Consider the following 25401-nt stretch of genomic DNA (forward strand, 5'->3'; position numbering starts at 1 on the left):
GCCCACCGCGCGTCAGAGCGCCGTAAGCCGAGGCTGTGACCGTTCCCCTCATCCTTTATCTCGGACATATCAGGCGCATCCCCTGTGCATCCCCTGAGCTGCGCACGAGGCCCCGCGCGGGCCGCCCGGCGACGGCGGATGGCACGATAACGCGGTGACCTATGCACGCCCCGCCCAGGACACCCGTTCGGGTCCGCGCCCCATTTCCGTGGTAGCCCATCGAGGCGCCTCCGAGGACGCCCCGGAGCACACTCTGGCCGCCTACAAGAAGGCCATCGAGGACGGCGCGGACGCCCTGGAGTGCGATGTCCGGCTGACCGCCGACGGCCATCTGGTCTGCGTGCACGACTGGCGGGTGAACCGCACCTCCAACGGGCGCGGCGCCGTCTCCGCCCTGGAGCTGGCCGACCTCGCCACCCTCGACTTCGGCTCCTGGAAGGTAGGCGTGGACGACCGGGAGGCCCCGGACCTGCAGTACGACGACCCCGAGCGGACGTCCGTGCTCACCCTGGAGCGGCTGCTGGAGCTGGTCGCCGACGCGGACCGCCGGGTAGAGCTGGCCGTCGAGACCAAACACCCGACCCGATGGGCCGGACAGGTGGAGGAGCGACTGGTCGAGCTGCTCGGACGGTTCGGGCACACAAAATCGGCCATGGGCGCCGACCGGACGCCGCCGGTCCGGGTCATGAGCTTCTCGGCCCGTTCGCTGCACCGTGTACGGGCGGCCGCACCGCACATCCCCGGGGTCTTCCTGATGCAGTTCCTCACCCCACGGCACCGCGACGGCCGGCTGCCACCCGGCGTCGGCATCGCGGGCCCCGGCATCCGGATCCTGCGTGCGCACCCGGAATACGTCGCCAAGGCGCACGCCGCGGGCCACCACGTCCACGTATGGACGGTGAATGACGCGGCCGATGTCGAGCTGTGCCGGGATCTGGGCGTGGACGCCATCATCACCAATCGCCCCAAACAGGTACGAAAACAGCTCGGCCTTGGCTAAGGCCGAGCACAGGGTGTGCACCGGCGCATTCGGCCCGTATTCGATCGTGTCGAGTGCGTCACTGCGATGTCATTGGCCGGTTTCCGGTCCAGTCCAATGGGGCATCCATCCCCTGGCGTGGGGCAAAGGAGGTCTCGGGGGTGGCGTTGGTGGTGGCACAAGAGGTGCCGACGTCGTCGATCATGGCCGTACCCCATGGTCCGACGGGTGTGGGCATGGCCAGACGGCGCATGCGTGCAGAGCTGTTGGCAAGTGGAGTTCAGGACACAGTCGTCGATGACGCGGTCCTCATTCTTTCCGAACTGCTGAGCAATTCCTGTCGACATGCGCGTCCGATTCACGAGAACGACTCACCGCATTCCGTACGGGGCCCCGCGCGGGACACCCCGCCCGAATCCGTCCGTGCCTCCTGGCGCATCGACACCCAGGGCCGGCTGATGGTCTCGGTCACGGACGGCGGCGGTCCGACCCGCCCTCTTCCGGCCACTCCCTCCGTCACGGCACACGGCGGCCGCGGGCTGGCGATCATCCGGTCGCTCGCCAAGGATTGGGGCGTCCGCGACACCGCCGCGGGTGAGGTCACGGTCTGGGCGGTGCTCTCTCTTCAGGGCGCGTTCGCTACGCGCGTGGACCTGGCCACAGAACTGGCCGGCGACCTGACGGACGGTCTGACGGGCGAATTGCCGGGCGAGCTGCCGTCGTCGCTCGGCGCGGAACGGCTCCCCGGTCTGCCGCCCGGACTGGCCTTCGCGGACTTCGACGATCCGGCGTAGCAGGCGCCCGGCGGACCTCGACACTCCGGCACAGGGAGTCGTCGGACTCCTCACTTGCCCGGCAACGCCCCGCAACCGGCGCCCGTCACCGCCGACGGCGCGCGGGACCACCCCGAGCGACCCGGCGTCTCCGCGCCGGGCGGCCGTACACCGATCCCAGGGCACGCATCCTCTAGGCTCGCGCCACAACGCGACAGTTCGCCCAGGATCGACCAGGAGACTCCGCCGCCATGGCAAAGAAGCGCCGTCCCCAGCCCCGTGCCGCAGCACCGCAGACGAGCGGGGAGGTGCCGGTCGTCGGCGCCCGTGAGCCCTGCCCCTGCGGCTCCGGCCGCCGCTACAAGGCATGTCACGGCCGGAGCGCGGCGCACGCCGCCACCGAGCTGGTCCAGCGGCCCTTCGAGGGCCTGGCCGGCGAATGCGACTGGGTGGCGCTGCGTGAGCTGGTGCCCGCCGCCACCGCCGAGTTGACACTGAAGGGCGGGCTGCCCGAGGGCGTCCCGTCCGTAACGCTGGCGACGGTGCTCCCGATGGCCTGGCCCGCGCTGCGCCGCGACAACGGCGCGGTCCTGCTCGGCCTGCAGAACGACACCTCCTCCGGCGACATCAGCCGCGACCTCGCGGACACCCTCCAGCGCGCGCTGGCCACGAAGCCGGGAAACCCGGTCGCCGCCGGACGGGCCCCCTCCGACGGCCCGCGGCTGCAGGATCTGCTGGACCCGGACGCACCGTTCGAGCCGACCGTCCACACCGGCTTCGAGTTCTGGGTGGAGAACGCCGAGAACGCCACCGGCGAGGTCGCCGCCTCCCTGGAGCGGGCCAACGCCGCGGCCGTCCCGACCGCCAGGATCCCCGGCCTGGAGGGCGCGTACTGGTGCGAGGCCCCCGAGAAGAACCATCTGCGCTGGGTGACCTCGCACCCCGAGGAGAAGCTGCTGGACGCGCTCGCCCGGCTGCACGCGGCCGGCACCTCCTCGCTGGGTGAAGGCACCCGGCTGGTGGGATCGTTCCGTGCCCACGGGCTGATCGTGCCGGTCTGGGATCTGCCGTCGACGATGAGCGCCGAGGACGTCGCGGGCCCGGCCGCCGCGTTCGCCGAACGGCTCACCGAGGCGCTCGCGTCACACGCCCCGCTGACCACCGACGAGCGCCGGGCACGCGGCGGGCTCACCAACCGACAGATCACCCTGAGCTGATGGTGACGGCCCCGGAAATCCCACGCGCGACACCCCGGCAGCCCCAGGCGTGACACCGGTCACAACGGCCCATACCTGCCGGTAAATAGGCGTCCGGAAATCCACGATCGGATTTGCGAACCGCCGATCTCTTGTTACGGTTCTAAAAGTCCGGTCGCTGGTGCATCCCCCGTCGCCAGCGACCGGACGTTTCCATGTCCGCCTCCGGACGCCCCGCCCCGCGGCTCCCTGCCCCGCGCCCCGGATCGTCACCGGCCCGAACCAGCGCTCTTCGGCGCCGAGTTACCGCCGGAACGGAGCAGCAGGCGCTCCCCCACCGCGTCGGAGAACTCCGCCACCGCGTGGTACGGTAGCCGGTCCTTGCGCACCGTCGCCCCGGTCGGCGTCTCGCACACCCCCGGCCGGGCCGCCGCCGGTACCGCGCAGTGCACCTGCACGGTCCTGCCGTCCGGCCGCAGGAGTGTCAGTACGGCGCGCAGCGGCTCGCCCGTCGGGTTGCGGTAATACGTCCGTGCCCAGGTCAGGCCGCGTTCGGCGAGCACACAGGTCTGTGCCTCGATGCCTTGGCGAGAGGTGGTTTCGGGGCCGCAGCGGGTGGTCCGGGTGTCTTCGGAGAGCAGCGGAAGGTCCAGACCGTCGAGGAGGCCGGCGGCCTTCCCGTCGTTCGTGGCGCCGTCGGCCGCCCTGTCGGCCCCGGGCTTGACGGGCTTGTCGGCCTTGCTCTGGCCTGCGGATTTTCCGGCCTGAGTGTCCGACGCCGAGAGGCCGGCCGGGCCGGCCGTCGCGGCGGCCAGGGGCACGCCGATGGCCAGCGCCACGGTGCCGGCCAGCGCGATCAGGCGGGGATTGGGCGCACGCTGCATGGGGATTCACCTGCGATCGAAGTGCCGTCGACGACGGCTTGACGGTCCGCCGAACCTATCGGTCGGCGGGCGTCTCCCCGGGGGCCCGCACACCCATTTCCCGTAGTCATCCGGGCCGCTCACACCCGTACGGGTGAACTGGCCGCACGTTCTTCCCGGCCGCGCGGAGCACGGTGCGGCGGCCCGTCTCCGCTCTTACCTCAACCACCGTCACGAACGACGGGTTTTGGCCACGCCGCGAGCGTCTGCGGGCCGGAAGTTCGTCCGGTCCGAAGCCGCCCGGCGGCGCTCAGTACGCGAGTCGGCTGCCGCCGTCCGGTGTGCTGGTGCTCGCCCTGACCAGCGCGTCGACGATGGTGGCGACCTTCGGCAGCCAGGGAGCGGCCGACGGTGGGCGTCCCCCCCGCGCATGGAGGTCCCCCCGCTCGAACGAAGCGGAGAGTGGGGGGGAAGTTGAGAGCTTGGGGGAGGCCGGCGGCCGCTCCCAGCGCACCTTGCCGGCGCCGATCTGGGACGGCGGAAGCACCAGATAGCCGCCCTCGCCGTGGAACCGCAGCGAACTGGGCACCCACTCCTGCGCGTTCAGCAGCTCGCCCAACTCCGCGAGGTCGTACGGCGATACGAGCAGCGACCAGCGGGTGGGCGTGGCCACCACCGGGCCGAGGCGGATGCCGAAGTGGTCCAAGGCCCCCAGGGCGCGGGCGCCGGCGACCGCCGGCAGGCTCACGGCGCAGGGCGCGCGGCCGCCGGTGGCCAGCAGCACCGGGGCGTCGGGGCGGTTCGTCCACCACCAACGCACCATCCGGGCATCGGTGGTGGCCGCCAGCAGCCCGGGGTCGAAGGGGTGCGCGCCGGGCACGGCGCAGTCGGGGTCGGGGCAGCCGCAGGGGCGGGTGGCCCGCTCGCCGAGGCCGAGCCGACCGCCGACGTGCTGCCGGCCGCCGGACCGCGGTCCCACACCGGGGAGTACGGGCCACTGCCACTCGGTGGCGCAGTGGAGCGCCGCACCGAGCGGCGCCGACCTTCCGCCGCGCCGGAACAGGAGCTTGCGTCGCCTTCCGAGGATCTCGCGCATGAGCGCTCGTTCCTTTCCGTTAACGCCGAGGGCTATGTCCATCGCACTACATGCCGGTTACCGCTTCATGCTGCTTCATCTGCTGTGTGGCGCTTCATGCGACGCGGTCACCCGACCCAAGCCGGTCACCCGTCGCTCACTCACCCATGGATCACACATCGCTTACGCCACATGGATCACTGGTCACCGCTGTTACAAGGCAGCGCATCACGCCGTACGCCGAGCGTGGAACGTGGCGGAGGGTGGCGCGCGCATGGCGCTTGCGCTTCCGTCGTGCGACCCCGCCACGGGGAGGTGCGTCGCGGTCGTCGTCGTATGAGACGCCGGTGCCCGCCGGAGAGTTCCGGTGCGGTCCCAACTGGCCCCGCACCTTTCCGAGTACGTACCCGCCACTGTGGAGATGACGCGCTGTCGATCGCCGACAGTCGACCTCAAATGAACGTTCGGGGGGCTATTTTCAGGCCAATATACAGACCTCGTTGACACCGCAAACCCCATCGGGACAATGCTGGACATCGTGTCGTCGGTGCGTGTACATGTGGAGGCATTGATAGCGGAGCAGCATGACATGGGGGTTTGCGATGCTATTGAGGAAAGTGAGCGGCCACACGTACCGCACAACACCACTCAACAAAATGCCGCGCTCTCTCACGGAATGCGGCCTGACCTGGGGTTATGACGGGCACGACGTAAGCCGTCGGCCATGAACGCCCCCCACGTCCCGAAAGTGGCCGGAATCGAACCTTCCCTTCCGGCCCCCGCGCACACTGCCGACCCGCTCGCCCCGGAGGCCCCCGCGGACACCCCCACGGACACCTCGTCCGACGCCGCTCCGGGCACTGCGAGCACCTCTCCGGACGCCGCCCATGGCGTCGTCCCCCCGGATGTCTCCCCCGTCGACCAGCTCGTCGCCGTCCAGGACCGGCTGGCCGGATGGATCTCCGACCTCAGCACGCTGCACGATCTCACCGAACACCTCGCGCGCACCCGGACGTTGGAGGACGCCCTCCACGAGATGCTCCGGGCCGGTGCGTATCTGGTCGGCGCGCAGCGCGGCCTGGTCGTCCTCGAACCGGCCGACGGACAGGGCCCGGACACCACCATCGGCCTCGGCCTCCGCCGGTCCGACATCGGTCATATCGAGACCATCCCGCGCAGCGCGCTGTCGTACGCGCGGATACTGGACGGCCTGCCCGAGCCGGGCGCCGACGACACCCACGGGAACGCCGACGCGGCGGCCGGGGCCGACGCCCGTACCGAGATCGCCGAGCCGGACATCCCCGGTGAGAAGCGCCTCGATCCCCGCCTGCGCGAGGTCGCCGCCCGCCTCGGCTACGCCGCCAGCTACGCCGTCCCCCTGACCGCCGGCCCGATCGGCGGAATCGGCGCCGCGGTCTGGCTCTACGACGAGCCCGCGGAGCCCACCGAGCGCCAGCGGCACCTCATCGGCCTCTACCGGGCGCATGGCGCGGAGCACCTTGCCCTCCTCGTCGAGCTCCACCGCAGCCGGGAGGCCGCGGCGACGCTCCGTGAGGAGCTGCTGCCGAGCCGGCTGCCGCGGATCCCCGGCGTACGGCTGGCGGTGGCGCACAGCGCCGGGCCGCGCGGCGGCGGCGACTGGTACGACGCGCTGCCGCTGCCCGACGGCGCGCTGGGCCTCGCGGTCGGGTCGGTCACCGGGTCCGGGCCGAGCGCGGTGGCGGCCATGGGACGGCTGCGCGCCTCGCTGCGTGCGTATGCCGTCATGGAGGGTGAGGATCCGGTCGCGGTCCTCTCCGACCTGGAGCTGCTGCTGCGGCTGACCGAGCCGGCCCGCAGCGCGACCGCGCTGTTCGCCTTCACCGAGCCGCCGCCCGGCGCACCGGGAGGGCTGCCCGCGCCGTCCATGCCGGCCGGCCCCGACGATCCGTTCCCGCGCAAGCTGGTGCTCGCCGGGGCGGGGCACTGCCCACCGCTGATCCTCGGCGATCTGCGGACCGAGTTCGTGGAGACGTCACTGTCCGCACCCCTGGGCATGCTCGCCTGCTGGGAAGCGCCGAGTGTCGAAGTCTCACCGGCTCCCGGTGAGACCTTGCTGCTTTACAGCGACGGGCTGCTGCACCGCACCGGTGAGCCCATGGACCGTGCCTTCGCCCGGCTGCACTCCGCCGCCGCGGGCGTACCCAAGGCGGCCCGGCACGATCCGGAGGCGATCATCGATCACATTCTGCGGACCGTGCTGCCGCAGGGCCTGGACGATCCCACGTCGGAGGAGGACGTGGTGCTGCTCGCGGCCCACTTCGACGAGTAGCGAACGCCGGGTGGGCCCTGCGCGGCGGTGCCGTGCGGGGCCCTCGTCCGTGAGGTCACCGACGCACACCCTGGACCGCCATGAATCCGCACTTACGATGGAACGCGGTTCCCGCGCGGCACCGTTTCACGTGAAACGGTGCACAGCGGATCACTCTTAAAAGGAGGCATGGTGACCGACGCGCTCACACCGGAGACCCCGGCCGAGGACGAGCAGCCGATCAAGCAGCGCAAGAACGGCCTTTACCCGGGCGTATCGGACGAGCTCGCGGAGAACATGAAGAGCGGCTGGGCCGATACCGAGCTGCGTGATCTCCAGCCGATCGAGCAGGCCCCCAACGCCGCTCAGCGCCGTACCGCGCTGTCCCGGCGGTTCCCCGGTGAGCGCCTGGTGATCCCGGCGGGCAATCTCAAGACCCGCTCCAACGACACCGAGTACCCGTTCCGTGCGTCGACGGAGTATGTCTACCTCACCGGCGACCAGACCGACGACAGCGTCCTCGTCCTGGAGCCGCGCACCGGCGGTGACGAGGGCCATGACGCGACGATCTACCGGCTGCCGCGCTCCAACCGCGAGAACGGTGAGTTCTGGCTGAACGGCATGGGCGAGCTGTGGGTCGGCCGCCGCCACAGCCTCGCCGAGTCCGAGGCACTGCTCGGCGTTCCCTGCAAGGACGTCCGCGATCTCGCCGCGGCGCTGACCGAGGCCACCGGACCGGTCCGCGTCGTCCGCGGCCATGACGCCGGCATCGAGGCCGCGCTGACCGACAAGGTCACCGCCGAGCGCGATGAGGAGCTGCGGGTCTACCTCTCCGAGGCGCGACTGATCAAGGACGAGTTCGAGATCGGCGAGCTGCAGAAGGCCGTCGACTCCACCGTCCGCGGCTTCGAGGACGTCGTAAAGGTCCTGGACAAGGCCGAGGCGACCAGCGAGCGCTACATCGAGGGAACATTCTTCCTGCGCGCCCGCGTCGAGGGCAATGACGTCGGCTACGGCTCCATCTGCGCCGCCGGCCCGCACGCCACCACCCTCCACTGGGTCCGCAACGACGGCCCGGTCCGCTCCGGCGAGCTGCTGCTCCTGGACGCCGGCGTGGAGACCCACACCCTCTACACCGCGGACGTCACCCGCACCCTGCCGGTCAACGGCCGCTTCACCGACTTCCAGCGCAGGATCTACGACGCGGTGTACGAGGCCCAGGAGGCCGGTATCGCGGCGGTCAGGCCGGGCGCGAAGTACCGCGACTTCCATGACGCCGCCCAGCGGGTGCTCGCCGCGAAGCTCGTCGCATGGGGCCTGGTCGAGGGCCCGGTCGAGCGGGTGCTGGACCTCGGACTGCAGCGCCGATGGACCCTGCACGGCACCGGCCACATGCTCGGCCTGGACGTCCACGACTGCGCGGTGGCCCGCACCGAGTCGTATGTCGCGGGCACCCTGGAGCCCGGCATGGTGCTCACCGTCGAGCCAGGTCTGTACTTCCAGGCGGACGATCTGACGGTGCCCGAGGAGTACCGGGGCATCGGTGTCCGCATCGAGGACGACATCCTCGTCACGGAGGACGGCAACCGGAATCTGTCGGCCGCGCTGCCCCGTACCTCCACCGCGGTGGAGGAGTGGATGGCGGGCCTGCCGGCCAAGTAGGGCAGCCCGCTCAGGACTCACATCACGCGGGGCCGGACGACACCGTCCGGCCTCGCGTGGTGCTGTCACGCCCCACCGCCCGCCTTCGTGTACGCGCCCGCGCGGGCCGCCCCCCATACCGCGGTGGCCGCGGACTCGGCGAGAGCCGCGTCGACGGGGCGGCGGGCGATCAGATCCGACGGTGGAGCGTCGCGAGGTGATCCCCGAGCGCGGGCGATCCTCCCCCTGCTGAGCGTGGCGAGGCCGCCGTCCCCCAACTCCTCGAAGACGACGGCCAGTACGGCCTGCCGGGTCCTGGCCGTACGCCCTCCCGGCCGGTCCCCTCACGGTCATGACGCCTTGTCATCACGCGGCTCCGTATTGCATGGCGGGTTCACGCCAAGTATTGTCCGAGACTGATTGACGCGAGCATGTTCGCGTTAATCCTGGTGCGCGCCGGTCTCGTGGGACAGGGGACACCGCGGGGGAGGTTCTCTCACCCCGAGACCGCGCCGCACGCCATCGCGAAGAGCGATTTTCGGCCGGTCTTCGGACGCTGATGAGCGCCGGAGGTGGACATCGGGGTCGTCGTGTGGCGGGCCCGCTCCATGGCGTGCCCCCCGCCTAGGGCGGGCCCTAAGCCCAGGCAGCAAGAAGTGTTCCATCACATGCGTGCCAATCGATCCCGCATGACCGGGCATCAACTATTCCCGTATGACTGGGCATCAACTATTGCTGTACGAAAGCAGCTTGGTTCCCACAGGGCGGGCTCACGACGCCATCGGCAGCGCCGCCCCCTCGCGCCATTTGAGGATCTTGTCGAAGCTGACCACCGCGCCCCGGCGGCCGGGGCGGTTGCGGTAGCGGACGTGGTCGGTGAGGGCCTCGATCAGAAAAAGCCCCCGGCCGTCCTCGGCGTCTGCGGGGGCTTGCGCGGGGGTGGGGACGGGGGCGCGCTCCGTCGATGGATGGGGAGGGGCGGGGGTTCGGGGTCGGTGGAAGCCGGGGCCCGAGTCGGTCACTTCGATGCGGCAGGTGTCGCCGTCGATGAAGGCCGTGACGCGGTAGTCCTCCGTGGCGGTGTCTCCGGCGTGTTCGACGGCGTTCGCGCAGGCTTCGGAGAGGGCCACCGACAGGTCGTAGCAGATGTCCGGGTCGACGCCGGCCGTCTCCATCGTGCCCAGCAGCAGCCGACGGGCGAGCGGCACGCTCGCAGCATCGCGGCGCAGATGGAGGGACCACCAGATGCTCATCGCTCCAGCCTCCTGGCCACGGCTCGACATACCGATACCTATTGCCGCGCGCCGAGGTCCGTAAGCATGTCCGGGACGTGACACCGCTCATTCGGCCGATGCGGGCGCAGAGCGCATGGGTGTAGGCAGCGCCCTCGGCATGCGCCCCCTGTGCGCCCCGTCCGCCTCCGTACGGCCCCGGGGCGCGGTCCTGAGTGGCGCCCTGCCGTAGGCGGCGTTGCGGGGCAGTGGCATGATGGCGCCGCCATGAATGCCCCGCACGCCCCCACCTCGCGCGCCGCCGCCGATCTCCGGCTGCTGAGGGCCGCGGTGTTCACCGCGGTCTGTGTCGCGTTGTCCGCGGCCGGGCACATGGCGGCCTCCACCACCGCCGTCCCGCTGTGGACGCTGGGCGTCGCATGCGCCGTGGTGTTCGCGGTCGCCGCCCCACTGGCCGGGCGGGAACGCTCGCTGCCCGGGATCGCGGCCGGGCTGGCCCTGGGGCAGCTCGCACTGCACTCGCTGTTCGCCTTGGGGCAGCATCCGATGGCCGCCGCCGCGAGCGGGGGCGGCGACGTGCTCTCCGACCGGGCGGCGATCGCCATGGCCCGGCAGATGACCTGCGGGCTCGGCGCCGGGCGGCTGGACGGTGACATGGCGCGCCGGATCCTGGGGTCCGGCGGGTTCGCGCCGGCCCACCACATGGCGGGCGGTGCCGTCGGCGATCCGATGACGGCGAGCTGTTTCGCGCCGTCGCTGCCGATGCTGCTGTGCCATGTGCTCGCGGCGCTCGCCGTCGGGTGGCTGCTGCGGCGCGGCGAGGCGGCGTTGTGGCGGCTGGTCAGGCTGTCGGCTCCGGCCGCGCGTGAGGTCGCGGCCGAGGCGCTGGTCGGCGCGTTGCGCGGGGCGCTCACGCTCGTACGCGCCCTGCTCACCGGGCTCGGCCCGGCGCACGACGACGCGCCGCACTCCACCGTTTCGTACGGGGATGACAAACCCGGCCCGCAGGATCTCGCGCTCCACCACAGTGTCGTCAGGCGAGGGCCGCCCGCCCTGGCCCTCGCGGCCTGACGTCACGCGAAGCACGCCCCACGTGGGGACACCTCCCGTGCCCTTGAGGCGTGGGGGAGGGTACGGGCTCTCGCGCCGTCGCCGCATGCGCGTCAGATCACCGTTACCCCTTCACTTGTGGAGTGTTCCGCTATGTCGGATATGAGCAGTTCGATGGGCTCGATGGCGTCGATGGCGTCGGCAACAGATGTCTCTATGAGGTCGTCGGCGGACGTGCCGATGAGGTCGTCGAGTTCGTCGACGAGCGCGTCAAGCGCTATGGACGGGACGAAGAGGAGTGCTGCGCGGCGGGTCGCCCGTCGGCTGCCCGTCGTCGGCGGGATCGCCGCCGGCAGCGTGCTGCTGCTCGCCGCCCCGGCGTTCGCGCACGTCAGCGTGCAGCCCGGCGAGGCCGAGAAGGGCGGCTACGCGACCGTCAACTTCAAGGTGCCCAACGAGCGCGACAACGCCTCGACGGTGAAGCTCGAGGTCACCCTGCCGACCGACCATCCGCTGGCGTCCGTGATGCCGGAGCCGGTGCCGGGCTGGAAGGTGGAGGTCACCAAGGCCAAGCTCGACAAGCCGATCGAGATGCACGGCGAGAAGATCAACGAGGCGCCCTCGAAGATCACTTGGACCGCGGACGGCAAGGGCGTCGCGCCCGGACAGTTCCAGCAGTTCCCGGTCTCCGTCGGGCAGCTTCCCGAGGACGCCGACCAGCTCGTCTTCAAGGCACTCCAGACGTACTCCAACAAGGAGGTCGTGCGCTGGATCGAGCCGACGAAGGAGGGCGGCCCGGAGCCGGAGAACCCCGCGCCGGTGCTCAAGCTCACCGCGGCGAGCGGGGACGGACACCACGGCGCGGCCGGCAGCGCGGACGCGAAGAGCGCCGCGAAGGAGGGCACGGCGGACGGCCAGGAGGCGGCGGGCAGTGACAGCACGGCACGCGTGCTGGCCGTCGTCGGCATCGTCGTAGGCATCATCGGAGTCGGATTCGGCGTGTTCGCCGGCCGGCGCCGCAGCGCCTGATCACCGACCGGGCCGGCGCCCCGCCGCGCCGGCCCGGCAGCCCCTGTCCCGGACCACCGGGATATCTGGACCAACGGGATATTTCTGTAATGCACAGTGCAACGCGCAGGGCCATGCCCAGAAGAACCGCGCTCATGTCGGCCTTCGCGGCGGCCGCGGCCCTCACCCTCGGCGCCTGCGGCCCCGACGACGGCAAGCCCGTCGCCGAGGTCTCCGGCGGCACCACCGCCAAGAAGATCGTCACGCTCGACAACGCCATGGAGAAGCCGGACCTCGTCCTGACCGACACCGAGGGCAAGAAGTACGACCTGCTGGAGAAGACCAAGGGCCATCCGACCCTGATCTACTTCGGCTACACCAACTGCCCGGACGTCTGCCCGCTGTCGATGGCCAATATCGCGGTCGCGGTCAAGCAGCTGCCGAAGGCCGAACAGGACGACCTGCGGGTGGTGTTCGTCACCTCCGACCCCGAGCGCGACACCCCGGCGGCGCTCAAGAAGTGGCTCGGCGGCATCAACGCGGACTTCATCGGCCTGACCGGCGAGTTCGACACCATCCAGGCCGGCGCGCGCAGCGTGAACGTCGGCATCGAGAAACCCGTCAAGAAGAAGAACGGCGAGGTCGTCTCGACGCACGGCGCCCAGGTGCTGATGACGTCCCCCAAGGACGACCGCATCCACTGGATGGGCATGCAGGAGGCCACCTCCGACGACTACGCCAAGGCACTTCCGAAGATCATCAAGGGGCAGAACCCGTGAACCGCCGCACCACCCTCGCCACCGCGCTCGCCCTCACCGCCGCTCTCGGACTCGCGGGCTGCGGCGGGGACACCGGGCCCCGGCTCAAGGTCGTCGACGCGTATATGCCGCAGCCGGTCACCCAGAACATGGCCGGCGCGTTCTTCGTCATCGAGAACACCGGCGACACCGCCGACAAGCTCACCTCGGTCACCAGTGACCTCTCCAAGGACGTCACCATCCACAAGACCGTCGGCAACAAGATGGAGCAGGTGCCGTCCCTGGACGTGCCCGCCAACGGGGAGCTCACGCTCGACCGCGGCGGCAACCACCTGATGTTCATGGGCCTCAAGAACAAGCCCGCCGAGGGCGACAAGGTCACCATCGAGCTGCACTTCGCCACCTCGGAACCGGTCAGGGTGGACGTCCCGGTGAAGGCCGCCACCTTTGAACCGAAGAAACCGGATGAACCCAAGAAACCGGAGCGGCACAAGCACTAGCCGGCCCGGAAGAAGCGAAGAAGCCGGAGAGAAGACCCGGCAAGGAAGCGGAAGACGTGAGGGGAGCATCGACCATGGCCATCACCGGCTCCGTGCCACGGCGGTCCGCCGCGCTGCGCCTGCTGGTCGTCGCGGCGGCGCTGCTCGGCGCACTGCTCGGCGGCGCCGCGCCGGCCGCCGCGCATGCCGCGCTGACCGGCAGCACCCCCGCGCAGGGGTCGGTGGTGGACCATGCTCCCGAGCAGGTCTCGCTCACCTTCTCCGAGGGCGTGGCCATGGGCGATGACTCGATCCGCGTCCTGGATCCGCGGGGCAAGCGGGTGGACCGCGGCAAGCTGCGCAATCTGTGCAGCGGCAGCACCGTCAAGTACGGCACGGGGCTGCCGCCGGGGCTCGCCGACGGCACCTACACCGTCGCCTGGCAGGCGGTCTCCGCCGACAGCCACCCGGTCTCCGGCGCCTTCACCTTCTCCATCGGCGCGCCCTCCAAGACCACCGCCGCGGTGCCGGAGCAGGAGGTCGGCGGCGGGACGGTGGGCGCGCTCTACGGCATCGCGCGGTATCTGGCCTACGCCGGATTCGTGCTGCTGGCGGGAGGCGCCGCCTTCGTGATCGCCTGCCGCCCGGCCGCGTCCGGCGTACGGTCCGTCCAGCGGCTGGTCGTGCAGGGCTGGGTGGTGCTGACCGCCGCCACCATCGCGATGCTGCTGCTGCGTGCCCCGTATACCGGGTCCGGTGAGATCGCCGACGTCCTCGACCTCGGTGGTCTCAAGGACGTCCTGCATACCAAGCCAGGGGCGGCGCTGGTCTCCCGGTTGCTGCTGCTGGCCGCGGCGGCGATGTTTGTGGCGGTGCTCTTCGGGGCGTATGCGCAGGCGCAGGAGAGGCGGCGGGAGGCTGCCACCGATGACTCCTCCGACGCCTCCGCCTCCGACGCCTCCACCGACGGTTCCACCGATGCCTCCGCCTCCGCCGACGAGGAGGCCAAGCGTCGCCGGGAACTCACCTTCGGGCTCTCCCTCGGCGGGGTGATCGTCGCCGCCGGTCTCGCCGCGACCTGGGCGATGGCCGAACACGCCTCGACCGGGCTGCAGACCGCCGTCGCCATGCCCGTCGACGTCCTGCATCTGCTCGCCGTCGCCGCCTGGCTCGGCGGGCTGACCGCCCTGCTGGTGTCCTTGTACTGGGGCCCGCCCGTGGAGCGGAGCGCCGTACGCCGCTTCTCGCGGATCGCGTTCTGCTCGGTGCTGGTGCTGGTGGCCACCGGGATCTACCAGTCCTGGCGGCAGGTCGGCAGCTGGGGCGCGCTGACCGACACCTCCTACGGGCGGCTGCTGCTGCTCAAGGGGGGCCTGGTCGTGGTGCTCGTCGGCATCGGCTGGATGTCGCGGCGGTGGACGGCCCGGCTCGCGGAGGTCCGTACGACGGCCGGGCCCTCGGACGCGGAGGCCGGGCCGGAGCGGGGACGGGAGCGGGCGTCGGAACAGGGGCGGGAAGGGGAGCCTGCGCCCGGGCGGGAAGCGGAGCCGGCGCGGGAACGGGAGCCCGTGCGGGAACGGGAGCTCGAACCCGTGGCCACCGCCGACGGGGGCGCCACCGCCACCCGCGACAGCGCCCCCGCAACCGGCACCGACCCCACTCCCGACAGCAGCCCCACTCCCGGCACCGACCCCGCCCCCGACCCCGCCCGCGCCGCTCAACTGGCCCGCCAGCAGGCCGCGTTGAAGTCCGCCCGTACCAAGCGGATCCGCGACGCCGACCCCGAGCGGCTGGGGCTGCGGCGGTCCGTGGTGGCCGAGGCGGCGGTCGCCGTCGTGCTGCTCGCGGTGACCACCGTGCTGACCGCCACCGAACCGGCCCGTACGGAAGCGGCGGTCAAGGCCACGGCCGGGCAGTCCGCCGACCCCAACCAGCCGCAGGTGCTGACCATCCCCTTCGACACCGGCGGCCCGCGCGGCAAGGGCACCGCCCGGCTCGACCTCGACCCCGGGCGCAGCGGCACCGCCAACGAGCTGCGGCTGCGTATCTCCGACCCGTCGGGCAAGGCCATGGACGTGCCGGAGGTTAAGGTCTCCTTCACCCTCAAGGCACAGGAGATCGGGCCACTGCCGGTCGTCCCGAAGCACGGCGGTACCGGCCACTGGAGCGCGCACGGCGTGCGGCTGCCGGTCCCCGGGCAGTGGCAGGTCTCGCTGCTCGTACGGACCTCCGACATCGACCAGATCACCGAGACCAAGAACGTGAAGATCGGCTGATGAGCAAGCAGAGAACGAGCAAGCAGACGGCGGCCAAGGAAGCGGCGGGCAAGCAGACCCCGAAGCCGGTCCCCGCCCAGGCCGCCTCTCAGGCCGCCGCCCCCAACGGCTCCTCGGACGGCCCCGTGGACGGTTCCGCAGGCGGCTCCCCCACCCTGGAGCTCTCCCGTCGCCGGCTGCTCGGCACCGTCGGTGCGGCGGGCGCCGCCGGGCTGGTCGCCGGCGGGGCCGGGGGCGCCGTCGCGGTGTCCGCCGGGCAGTCCGACGCGCCCACCGCGCTCACCACCATCGGCTCGACCGAGGTCCCGTTCCGCGAGGAGCGCGCCAGGCACCAGGCGGGCATCACCACGCCACTGCAGGCCAACGGGCATCTCGTCGCCTTCGACCTGGCCCCGGGGGCGGACCGCAAGACCGCCGCCGCGCTGCTGCGCCGCTGGTCGCGGACGGCCGAGGAGCTGATGGCGGGGCGAACGCCGGACGCCGACACCGGGGTCGCCCTCGACGCCGGACCGTCCTCGCTGACCGTCACCTTCGGCCTCGGCCACAGCTTCTTCGACCGTACGGGCCTGGCAAAGCGGCGCCCCGTACAGCTCGACCCGCTGCCCGACTTCTCCGCCGACGCGCTGGACGGCGAGCGCAGCAACGGCGACCTGTGGATCCAGATCGGCTCCGATGACGCGCTGGTCGCCTTCCACGCGCTGCGCGCGCTCCAGAAGGACGCGGCCGGCAGCGCGCGGCTGCGCTGGCAGATGAACGGTTTCAACCGCACGCCGGGCGCCACCGCGCACCCGATGACCACCCGCAATCTCATGGGGCAGATCGACGGCACCAACAACCCCAAGCCCTCCGACAAGGACTTCGACGAGCGGATCTTCGTCGGGCGGGACGCCGGGCAGGAGTGGATGCGCGGCGGCTCGTATGCCGTCTTCCGCCGGATCCGGATGCTGCTGGACGACTGGGAGAAGCGCTCGCCGGCCGAACAGGAGAAGGTCATCGGGCGCCGGAAGAGCGATGGAGCGCCGCTGACCGGCGGTTCGGAGAACACCCCGATGCGGCTGGACGCGAACGGTCCCGACGGGCTGCCGGTGATCCCGGCGAACGCACATGCCCGGATCGCGGCGCCGGAGTCCAACCAGGGCGCGGCGATGCTGCGGCGTCCGTTCTCCTTCCACGACGGGTTCCGCGACGACGGCGCCCCGGACGCCGGCCTGCTCTTCGTCTGCTGGCAGGCCGATCCGCTGCGCGCCTTCACCCAGGTCCAGCGGAAGCTGGACCGCGGTGACGCGCTGTCCCGGTTCCTGCGGCACGAGGCGAGCGGGCTGTACGCGGTGCCGCCGGCCCCGGCGGCCGGCGACTACGTGGGCCAGGCCCTGCTGGAACGCTGAGGAATCCGCCCGCTGGGCCCCGGGCGGGCTCGGTATCGTGACAGGACAGGGAGAAGATCGGCGGGGCGCCCCCGCAGTTACGCGAGGAGTCACCGGCATGTCGGCCAGCCGCTATACCTATCTCGGCCCCATGGGCACCTTCACCGAGGCCGCGCTGCGCACCCTTCCGGAGGCGGCCACGCGGGAGCTGGTGCCGATGGTGTCGGTGCCGGCCGCCCTGGACGCGGTACGGGCCGGGGAGGCCGCCGCCGCGCTGGTGCCGATCGAGAACTCCGTCGAGGGCGGGGTGACCACCACCCTCGACGAACTGGCCTCCGGCGAGCCGCTGATGATCTACCGCGAGGTGCTCCTGCCGATCGCCTTCGCGCTCCTCGTACGGCCCGGTACGACCCTGCACGACGTGAAGACGGTGACCGGCCACCCGGTCGCCCAGCCGCAGGTCCGCAAGTGGCTGGCGGCCCAACTCCCGGAAGCCGTATGGGAGTCGGCGGCCTCCAACGCCGACGGTGCGCGGCTGGTGCAGGAGGGGCGCTACGACGGCGCGTTCGCGGGCGAGTTCGCGGCGGCGGCGTACGGTCTGGAGCCGCTGGTCACCGACATCCATGACGCCCCGAACGCGGCCACCCGCTTCGTGCTGGTGGGCCGCCCGGCCCGGCCCGCGGCGCCCACCGGAGCGGACAAGACGTCGGTGGTGCTGTGGCTGCGCGAGGACCACCCCGGCGCCCTGCTGGAGCTGCTGCAGGAGTACGCGGTCCGCGGCGTCAACATGATGCGGATCGAGTCCCGGCCGACCGGCGAGGGCATCGGCCGCTACTGCTTCTCGGTCGACTGCGAGGGGCATATCACCGACCGCCGCGTCAGCGAGGTGCTGATGGGGCTGAAGCGGGTCTGCCGCGTGGTGCGGTTCCTCGGTTCGTATCCGCGGGCGGACGAGGTGACGGCGACGGTCCGGCCGGAGATGACCGACTCGGCGTTCACGGAGGCGGCGGACTGGCTGGCGCGCTGCCAGGACGGGCGCAGCTGAGGGGCGGAGCTGAGGGAGCGGACCCCTGGCCGGTCCGGGCGGTGCCCACCCCGTGACCCGTGACCCGTGAGTCGTGACCTGTGGCTTTGGTGCGCTGTGCGTTTTCCACAAAGTTATCCACAGGCTTGGATCTCGACCTGTGGGTAAGTCGACACAAGAGCCGGACGGAGTCGATAAATCCCTCTACCGACCGCACAGTGCTCCACAGCGTCGCACCCTGGTCCGCGTCAGCGTAATTTACGCGATCAATCCTTTAGAGCGAGGCAATCCCACACGAAAGAGTGCGGGAGGGCGGTTTGAACAAGGAATCCATAGCGGAACATTCCGGAAGCGGAATGATCTCCTCCTACTTCCACAGATCTCACGCACAGCCTGTGGATAAGAGTGCCCGACCCTCAACCCCTGTGGACAACTCAGGGTGTGAACCGGGAACGGGCCCCCGCCGGTGACCCGGAGTGGCCCCTCGGCCCCACAGCGCGAATACCCGCGGCGGAAATCGGACATCGACTCCGCACCAGGAAAACCGCACCAGTAAATGGGCGGGAATTCCTCAGCGACGAGCACACCCCCGTACGCACCACGACAACGCACACCACGGTCACCTTTCTCGCGGCCGGGCATTCCCACGCCCGGACATTCCGGCCACCTCACCCCTCAGCGCTCCGCCCCCGCCATTCCCCATCCGGAATAAACACCCCAAAACGGACAAAGAGCGTCATGAGGTCGGCACGAGACCGGTATGAGCCCCGCCAGAGATCGAGACGGAGACCGGCACAGAGCGATATCACGTCGAGCACCCGCGCACGGCACCGGTAGCCTGGTGGAGTGATTGACCTTCGCCTGCTCCGTGAGGACCCCGACCGTGTGCGCGCCTCCCAGCGCGCCCGTGGAGAGGACGTCGAGCTCGTCGACGCCCTGCTCTCCGCCGACGAGCGGCGCAGGTCGTCCAGCGTCCGCTTCGACGAGCTGCGCGCCGAACAGAAGGCGCTCGGCAAGCTCATCCCCAAGGCCACCGGCGACGAGAAGACCGAGCTGCTGAAGAAGACCGGCGAGCTCGCCGCCGCCGTCAAGGCCGCCGACGCCGCCCAGGACGAGGCCAGGGAGGAGACCCAGCAGCTGCTGCTGAAGCTCGGCAACCTCGTCCACCCCGACGTACCGGTCGGCGGCGAGGAGGACTTCACCGTCCTCGAAACCCTCGGCACCCCGCGCGACTTCGCCGCCGAGGGCTTCGAGCCCAAGGACCACCTGGAGATCGGCGAGCTGCTCGGCGCCATCGACGTCGAGCGCGGCGCCAAGGTCTCCGGCTCGCGCTTCTACTACCTCACCGGCATCGGCGCGCTCTTGGAGCTCGCCCTCGTCAACGCCGCCATCGCACAGGCCACCGAGGCCGGTTTCACGCCGATGCTGACCCCCGCGCTGGTGCGCCCGCGCGCCATGGAGGGCACCGGCTTCCTCGGCCAGGCGGCCGAGAACGTCTACCACCTGGAGAGGGACGACTACTACCTGGTCGGCACCTCCGAGGTCCCGCTCGCCGCGTACCACATGGACGAGATCGTCGACGCGGCCCGGCTGCCGCTGCGTTACGCCGGTTTCTCACCGTGCTTCCGCCGCGAGGCCGGCACGTACGGCAAGGACACCCGGGGCATCTTCCGGGTCCACCAGTTCGACAAGGTCGAGATGTTCTCGTACGTCGCGCCGGAGGACGCCGAGAACGAGCACCAGCGGCTCCTGGAGTGGGAGAAGCAGTGGCTGACGGGTCTGGAGCTGCCCTTCCAGGTCATCGACGTCGCCACCGGTGACCTCGGCGCCTCGGCCTCCCGCAAGTTCGACTGCGAGGCGTGGATCCCGACCCAGGGCAAGTACCGCGAGCTGACCTCGGCGTCGAACTGCGACGAGTTCCAGGCGCGCCGGCTCTCGGTCCGGATGCGCGAGACCGTCAACGGCAAGCCGAAGGTCCAGCCGCTGGCCACGCTCAACGGCACGCTCTGCGCCGTACCGCGCACGATCGTGGCGATCTTCGAGAACCACCAGCAGGCGGACGGCTCGGTGCGCGTCCCCGAGATGCTCCGCCCCTACCTGGGAGGCCGTGAGGTCCTGGAGCCGGTCGCCAAGTGACCTCCGCCGCAGCCTCGCTGCCCTACAAGCTCATCGCGACGGATCTCGACGGGACGCTGCTGCGTCAGGACGAGAGCGTTTCCGAGCGCACCCGGGCGGCGCTCACCGCGGCCGCCGAGGCGGGCGCGGCGCATATCGTCGTCACCGGACGGTCGGTGCCCTGGACCCGGCACATCCTGGACGCCCTGGACTACCGGGGCCTGGCGGTGTGCGGGCAGGGCGCGCAGGTCTACCACGCGGGCGAGCACCGGCTGCTGACGTCGGTGACGCTGGACCGGCAGCTGGCCGGTCTCGCGCTGTCCAAGATCGAGGCGGAGACCGGCCCGCTGTATCTGGCGGCGAGCCGGGACGGCCTGGAGGGCGAGGTACTGGTCGGCCCCGGCTACCGGGTGCAGGACGGCCCGCTGCCGTCGGTCGCGATCGACGACCCGGGCGAGCTGTGGACGGCCCCGCTCAACAAGCTCTACCTCCAGCACCCCGCCCTCGACGACGACACCCTGGCACGGGCCGCGCGCGAGGCCGCCGGGGATCTGGTGGGCGTGACGATGGCCGGCGAGGGCATAGTCGAACTGCTGCCGCTGGGCCTGTCGAAGGCCACCGGACTGTCCCTGGCCGCCCGCCGCCTGGGCCTCACGGCCAAGGACGCCCTCGCCTTCGGCGATATGCCCAACGACGTCCCGATGTTCGCCTGGTCGGCACACGGCGTGGCCATGGCCAACGCCCACGACGAGCTGACGGCGGTCGCGGACGAGATCACCACCTCCAATGAGGAGGACGGCATCGCGCGGGTGGTGGAGCGGGTGTTCGGGGTTTAGGGCCTTTTGTGTCGGTGTGCCCGCGGTGCTGTGTCCTGGCGGCTGCGACCTGTCGGACGGTGACCGACGGGAACAACGCCCCGGCCCCGCCGCGTTGTGGACCCGCAGGGGGCCCTCGCACCCCTTAAGGGGCGCCCCCTAAGGGGCACCCGCGCCCCCATCCCCTTCCTCCCTCCGCTCCCCGATCGCCACCGCCGGGGTCAGTGGCCAGGCGGCCAGGCCGAGGACCAGGGCGATGGCATGGCCGATGTCGGTGAAGGTCGCGCCGGTCAGCAGCGGGACGCCGAAGAACACCAGCAGTCCGGCGAGATAGCCGTAGCGCCAGAGCCGCCGCAGCCGGTACGTCAGCACGCCGGCGGCGGCCGCCAGCCCGTAGGAGACGCCGATGTCCACGACATGGGTCATCGAACGCGGCAGCCGGTGTCCCTCGATGGCCAGCAGGACGAGTTCCTGACTGATGAGAGTGGCGGCGACATGCGCAACCGCGACGGTCAGCAGCCAGCGCCACGTGCCCAGCCACCGCTCGACGTTGGCGTGCAGCAGCTCGAACATCACCACATAGAGCAGAAACGACGCGGGCCGCTCGATCCAGAAGCCGCTGATCAGCAGCGAGGGCAGCGGATGCTCGTTCAGCTCGTGGATGTTGCTGCTGGTGCGGTGGAGGAGGGTGTGCTCCAGGCCCTCGGAGGCCGAGGCGATGACGAGGCTGGTGATGCCGATGATCAGCAGCCAGATGTGAGTGCCGGGAGTGGACCGGATCCAGGCCCGTACCCAGGCCGTCGCCCGGCGGAGGGGGTCTCGGGTGCCGTCGGCTCCACCGTCGGTTTTCACTGTTCGAGGCTAACCCGGGCGGGACGGCATACGGCGCAGCCGCCCGCCCCGGTGCCGCAATGGCGTACCTGGCGGGTCGGCACCCGGAAACCGTACGGCCGTACGCGGATTCCGGGTTGCCGCCCTGGGCCCTGTCACGATCTTCGCGGTGAACCCATACCCAAGTCAATCCTCTGGCTTCCTTTCAGATCCCTTAGCAATAGCTTGGGTTGGGGGTAGTCTGGGTCCGTGACCCTCGATGATCTCCGTGCTTTCGTTGCCGTCTGCGAGGCGGGCAATCTCAGCGCCGTCGCCCGGGACCTGGGCTGTACGCAGTCGGCCGTCAGCCAGCGCGTCAAAAGGCTCGAACGCGAGGCGGGCATCGGCCTGTTGGAGCGCCGGGCGCGCGGCGTCGCGCCGACCCAGGCCGGCCGGATCCTGCACCGCGCGGCCGCCGACGGACTCGGCGGGCTGGATCTGGCACTGCGCACGCTCGCCGATATGCGGGAGGGCGACGGCGGCACGGTGCGGGTGACCACGGGCGCCACGACCGTACGGCACTTCATGTCCGACGCGGTGGTCGACTTCCGTGCCCGGCATCCGCAGGTCCATCTGGAGTTCCAGACCGAGAGTTCCAGCCGTCGCTGTTTCGGGGCCGTCGCGGACGGCACCTCCGAGCTGGCCTGGATCACCATCGGCCCGCCGGTGCGCGGTATCGAACAGCATCCGGTGATCGATCTGCCGTGGGTACTGGCCGTACGCGCCGACGATCCGCTCGCCGCACGGGAGCGGATCGAGCCCGATGAGCTGGCCGGCATCCGGCACATACGGCTGCCGGAGAACTCCACGTCCCGGATGCGGCTCGACGGCCATCTGAACCGCCGGGAGACCGGGGCCGTTCCGCCGCCGAGCACCACCAGCGTGGCCGACTGGGACACCGCCCTACTGCTGGCCGAACTGGGCGTCGGCCATGCGGTGGTACCGGAACTGCCGGGCCGCCGGGCCGCCGCCACCCCCGCACTGCGTCTGGTGCCGATTCCCTCACTGCCCGCGCTGGCGACGGGCTGGGCGGTACGCCAATGGGAGGCGCTGAGCCCGGCGGCCGTGGAGTTCGCGGAGACGGTGAAGGGCCGCCTGTGCGGCGACGGCCGGACGGCGCGCGGCGTCAGACGCGGATGAGCGGCCCGCTCAGCTCCGCGAGCAGTACCGTTTCCGTGCGCTTGACCACCTCATCGTCGGCGGACTGCGTCCCTCGCTCTCGGTCGTCCGGAGCCTCGCCTCGACCTGGGCCGGCCGCGCGACCGCCGCCGTTCGGGCCGCTTGCCACGGTGTCAGGGTCAAGGGCGGCGGTCACGGAGGGTGGACGGGTTCACGAGTGGCGCGCGGCCCCGGGATGGCCCATGGTGGGACGGTGGTATCTCACGGAGGGTGGGCTATGGCCCACGGACCGTGCATACGGGCGCTGGACACCGGTCACGGAACGTCGCGCTTGTTCACCAATCGTCGATCACCCCTCGCAGGTCGTCGCCCGTCGGCCACTGAGCGGCAGTATCGCGTCAAGTCCTGTCCACGAATCGTCAATGAAGCGTCAGAGGGTGCCGAGCTGTCCGGTTTTCCGGGAATAGCGTCAGAGTCGAGCCCTGGCGTACGCGTTACCCACTGGTCCGGGGCCGACGTTTTGTCCAAGGAGCAATGCCGTGTCCCACAACGTCTTGTTCACGGAAGATCCCGAACCTTCTGATCGCGTCCCGGCCGGACCTCTCTTCGTCCCCGTCCGGTCGGGTCCCGCGGGCTGCACAGCCCGCCTGTTCCGCACCCCCCTCGGCGGCCGTACGGTCGTCGGCTTCACCTCGCAGCAGCGGCTGGCCGAGACACTCGGCGGCAGCCAGCTCTGGGTCACGCTCTCCGAGCCCGCGCTGCGCGCGCTGGCCGAGCCGCTGGGGGCGACGATCGTCACCGTCGATCCACGGTTCGCCCCCGACCTCTCCCGGCTTCACCACGTACGGGCCGCATGAGGAGGGGCGGACACATGAGCCATCACACGCTTCCTCAGACCGATGATTCCGCGGCACCCAGGACATCCAGGGGGTCCGGGGCGTCCGCGGGGGGTGCGGGGTCCACTGCGCCGCCTGTGCCGTCCGCGTCGCCCGCGCCGCCTTCGTCGCCCGCGTCATCCGCGTCGTACGAGGCTGTCGCCCCGCCGGTGACCCCGGGGCCGCGGAAGGCCGAGTCGTCCGGCGCCCCCGTCAGGCGGCCTGCCGCCCCCGCCGAGGCCCCTTCGGAGGCCCCGCCGGGCACCGCCCCCTCGGACGCCCCGGGCGCGCCTCCGGAGGACGAGTCGCTCGCCCTCTGGCCCGGGTCCACGGTTCCCCTCCCCCACGCCGACCTCGCCGTCGGCGGCGTCCCCCTGTCCGAGCTCGCCGACCGCTTCGGCACCCCCGCCTACGTGCTGGACGAGCATGAGGTGCGCCGGCGCTGCCGCGCCTATCTGCGGGCCTTCCCGGACACCGAAGTGCTCTACGCGGCCAAGGCGTTCCTGTGCCGCGCCATGGCGCACTGGGTCCGGGAGGAGGGCCTCGGCCTGGACGTCTGCTCGGCCGGCGAGCTGGAGCTCGCCGTGACCACCGGCTTTCCGCCCGAGCGGATCGTGCTGCACGGCAACGCCAAGAGCCCGGACGACCTGGCGGCCGCGCTGCGGCTCGGTGTCGGGCGGATCGTCATCGACAGCACCTCGGAGATCGCCCGGCTGGCCGCCGCGGTCCCGCCGGGGGGCCGCCAGAAGGTGCTGATCCGGGTCGTGCCGGGGATCTCCGCGGGCGGCCACGCCAAGATCCGTACCGGGACCGACGACCAGAAGTTCGGGCTGTCGGTCGCGGACGGTTCCGCGCAGCACGCCATCGCCCGGATCCTGGGCCAGCCGCGCCTCGAACCGGTGGGCCTGCACTGCCACCTGGGCTCGCAGATCACCACCGTCAAGCCGTATCTGTCGGCGGTACGGCGGCTGATCGGACTGCTGGCGCGGGTGCACGACCAGCACGGCATCACACTGCCCGAACTGGACCTCGGCGGCGGCCACGGCATCGCCTACCGTCCGGGCGAGCCCGCGCTCGACATCGCCTGCCTCGCCGCCAAGGTCCGCGCCGAACTGGCCCGTGGCTGCGCGGCGGCCGGACTGCCGGTGCCACGGCTCGTCATCGAACCCGGCCGTGCCATCGCCGGTCCGGCCGGTGTCGTCCTCTACCGGGTGCTGGCGGTCAAGCAGACCGGGGCGCACCGGTTCGTGGCGGTGGACGGCGGGATGAGCGACAACCCACGGCCGGCGCTGTACGGGGTGCGCTACGCGCCCCGGCTGGTCGGCCGCCGTTCGGCCGCCGCGCCGGAGGCGGTCACCGTCGTCGGCCGGCACTGCGAGGCGGGCGATGTGCTCGCGTCGGACGTCCGGCTCCCGGGCGACATCCGGCCCGGTGATCTGCTCGCCGTCCCCGTGGCGGGCGCGTACCACCTCTCGATGGCCTCCGGTTACAACCTCGTCGGCCGGCCTCCGGTCGTCGCCGTGGTCGACGGCAGGGCCCGGCTTCTGGTGCGCCGCGAATCGTTCGCCGACATTCAGGAGCGGGATATCGGGTTGTGAG

The 25401-nt window shown here is 71.3% G+C and carries 21 protein-coding genes; 17 read left to right on the top strand and 4 right to left on the bottom strand.

Translation table 11 applies throughout. The features are described 5' to 3' along the window. Positions 1-154 precede the first annotated feature (154 nt). From K9S39_RS21990 to K9S39_RS22000, 3 genes are all read left to right on the top strand, one after another. Positions 155-1000, top strand: coding sequence for a glycerophosphodiester phosphodiesterase (locus K9S39_RS21990; RefSeq protein WP_248865072.1), 846 nt, complete (start codon positions 155-157; stop codon positions 998-1000). A gap of 53 nt (positions 1001-1053) precedes the next feature. Beyond that, positions 1054-1773, top strand: a complete 720-nt coding sequence (locus K9S39_RS21995; RefSeq protein ID WP_406707989.1) for an ATP-binding protein — start codon at positions 1054-1056, stop codon at positions 1771-1773. Between the two features lie 230 nt (positions 1774-2003). Next, positions 2004-2969: a DUF5926 family protein gene (locus K9S39_RS22000; protein WP_248865074.1), complete on the top strand. Its 966-nt coding sequence runs from the start codon at positions 2004-2006 to the stop codon at positions 2967-2969. 248 nt (positions 2970-3217) lie between these two features. On the opposite strand, the gene K9S39_RS22005 is transcribed toward K9S39_RS22000, so the two are convergent. Both K9S39_RS22005 and K9S39_RS22010 read right to left on the bottom strand, forming a co-directional pair. Beyond that, positions 3218-3832 (bottom strand): hypothetical protein, encoded by a 615-nt coding sequence (locus K9S39_RS22005; protein WP_248865075.1) that lies wholly within the window; start codon positions 3830-3832, stop codon positions 3218-3220. Between the two features lie 289 nt (positions 3833-4121). After that, on the bottom strand, positions 4122-4907 hold the full coding sequence (locus K9S39_RS22010; RefSeq protein ID WP_248865076.1) for a bifunctional DNA primase/polymerase: 786 nt from the start codon (positions 4905-4907) through the stop codon (positions 4122-4124). A 703-nt stretch (positions 4908-5610) separates the two neighbouring features. On the opposite strand from K9S39_RS22010, the gene K9S39_RS22015 reads away from it, so the two are divergent. Together K9S39_RS22015 and K9S39_RS22020 are read left to right on the top strand one after the other, a co-directional pair. Continuing rightward, positions 5611-7197: a PP2C family protein-serine/threonine phosphatase gene (locus K9S39_RS22015; RefSeq protein ID WP_248865077.1), complete on the top strand. Its 1587-nt coding sequence runs from the start codon at positions 5611-5613 to the stop codon at positions 7195-7197. Between the two features lie 171 nt (positions 7198-7368). Then, positions 7369-8838, top strand: a complete 1470-nt coding sequence (locus K9S39_RS22020; protein ID WP_248868896.1) for an aminopeptidase P family protein — start codon at positions 7369-7371, stop codon at positions 8836-8838. 749 nt (positions 8839-9587) lie between these two features. On the opposite strand, the gene K9S39_RS22025 is transcribed toward K9S39_RS22020, so the two are convergent. After that, positions 9588-10070, bottom strand: coding sequence for an ATP-binding protein (locus K9S39_RS22025; RefSeq protein ID WP_248865078.1), 483 nt, complete (start codon positions 10068-10070; stop codon positions 9588-9590). Positions 10071-10316: 246 nt separating this feature from the next. Between K9S39_RS22025 and K9S39_RS22030 the strand changes: the two genes are divergently transcribed. The 9 genes from K9S39_RS22030 (at position 10317) to K9S39_RS22070 (ending at position 20959) form a co-directional block, all read left to right on the top strand. After that, on the top strand, positions 10317-11120 hold the full coding sequence (locus tag K9S39_RS22030; protein ID WP_248865079.1) for a hypothetical protein: 804 nt from the start codon (positions 10317-10319) through the stop codon (positions 11118-11120). 258 nt (positions 11121-11378) lie between these two features. Continuing rightward, positions 11379-12128: a YcnI family copper-binding membrane protein gene (locus K9S39_RS22035; protein ID WP_248865080.1), complete on the top strand. Its 750-nt coding sequence runs from the start codon at positions 11379-11381 to the stop codon at positions 12126-12128. A 113-nt stretch (positions 12129-12241) separates the two neighbouring features. Beyond that, on the top strand, positions 12242-12886 hold the full coding sequence (locus tag K9S39_RS22040) for an SCO family protein (RefSeq protein WP_248868897.1): 645 nt from the start codon (positions 12242-12244) through the stop codon (positions 12884-12886). Beyond that, positions 12883-13365: a copper chaperone PCu(A)C gene (locus K9S39_RS22045; protein WP_248865081.1), complete on the top strand. Its 483-nt coding sequence runs from the start codon at positions 12883-12885 to the stop codon at positions 13363-13365. Before K9S39_RS22040 ends, K9S39_RS22045 begins: the two co-directional genes overlap by 4 nt. Before the next feature lie 74 nt (positions 13366-13439). Then, positions 13440-15620 (top strand): copper resistance CopC/CopD family protein, encoded by a 2181-nt coding sequence (locus K9S39_RS22050; RefSeq protein WP_248868898.1) that lies wholly within the window; start codon positions 13440-13442, stop codon positions 15618-15620. Continuing rightward, entirely contained in the window at positions 15620-17005 is a 1386-nt protein-coding gene (gene efeB / locus K9S39_RS22055) for an iron uptake transporter deferrochelatase/peroxidase subunit (RefSeq protein WP_248865082.1), read from the top strand. Before K9S39_RS22050 ends, efeB begins: the two co-directional genes overlap by 1 nt. 97 nt (positions 17006-17102) lie before the next feature. Beyond that, the gene (gene pheA / locus K9S39_RS22060; protein ID WP_248865083.1) at positions 17103-18029 is read left to right on the top strand and encodes a prephenate dehydratase; all 927 of its coding nucleotides are present in this window, start codon (positions 17103-17105) and stop codon (positions 18027-18029) included. Between the two features lie 825 nt (positions 18030-18854). Next, on the top strand, positions 18855-20144 hold the full coding sequence (gene serS / locus K9S39_RS22065) for a serine--tRNA ligase (protein WP_248865084.1): 1290 nt from the start codon (positions 18855-18857) through the stop codon (positions 20142-20144). Beyond that, complete coding sequence (locus K9S39_RS22070) at positions 20141-20959, top strand: HAD family hydrolase (protein ID WP_248865085.1); 819 nt, start codon at positions 20141-20143, stop codon at positions 20957-20959. The genes serS and K9S39_RS22070 overlap by 4 nt, the downstream gene beginning before the upstream one ends. 138 nt (positions 20960-21097) lie before the next feature. Here the strand turns inward: K9S39_RS22070 and K9S39_RS22075 are convergent, their stop codons facing one another. Then, positions 21098-21790, bottom strand: a complete 693-nt coding sequence (locus K9S39_RS22075; protein WP_406707990.1) for a rhomboid-like protein — start codon at positions 21788-21790, stop codon at positions 21098-21100. A gap of 228 nt (positions 21791-22018) precedes the next feature. Here K9S39_RS22075 and K9S39_RS22080 point away from each other — a divergent pair, with 228 nt between their 5' ends. From K9S39_RS22080 to lysA, 3 genes are all read left to right on the top strand, one after another. After that, positions 22019-22948, top strand: coding sequence for a LysR family transcriptional regulator (locus K9S39_RS22080; RefSeq protein ID WP_248865086.1), 930 nt, complete (start codon positions 22019-22021; stop codon positions 22946-22948). A gap of 518 nt (positions 22949-23466) precedes the next feature. Then, positions 23467-23784 carry an SAV_915 family protein gene (locus tag K9S39_RS22085; protein ID WP_248865087.1) on the top strand — a complete coding sequence of 106 codons (318 nt, stop codon included), beginning with the start codon at positions 23467-23469 and terminating at the stop codon, positions 23782-23784. A 188-nt stretch (positions 23785-23972) separates the two neighbouring features. Next, positions 23973-25400: a diaminopimelate decarboxylase gene (gene lysA, locus K9S39_RS22090; RefSeq protein ID WP_248865088.1), complete on the top strand. Its 1428-nt coding sequence runs from the start codon at positions 23973-23975 to the stop codon at positions 25398-25400. Position 25401 lies beyond the last annotated feature (1 nt).

This window comes from Streptomyces halobius (assembly GCF_023277745.1).
In the GTDB taxonomy this organism is placed as follows: Bacteria; Actinomycetota; Actinomycetes; order Streptomycetales; family Streptomycetaceae; genus Streptomyces; species Streptomyces halobius.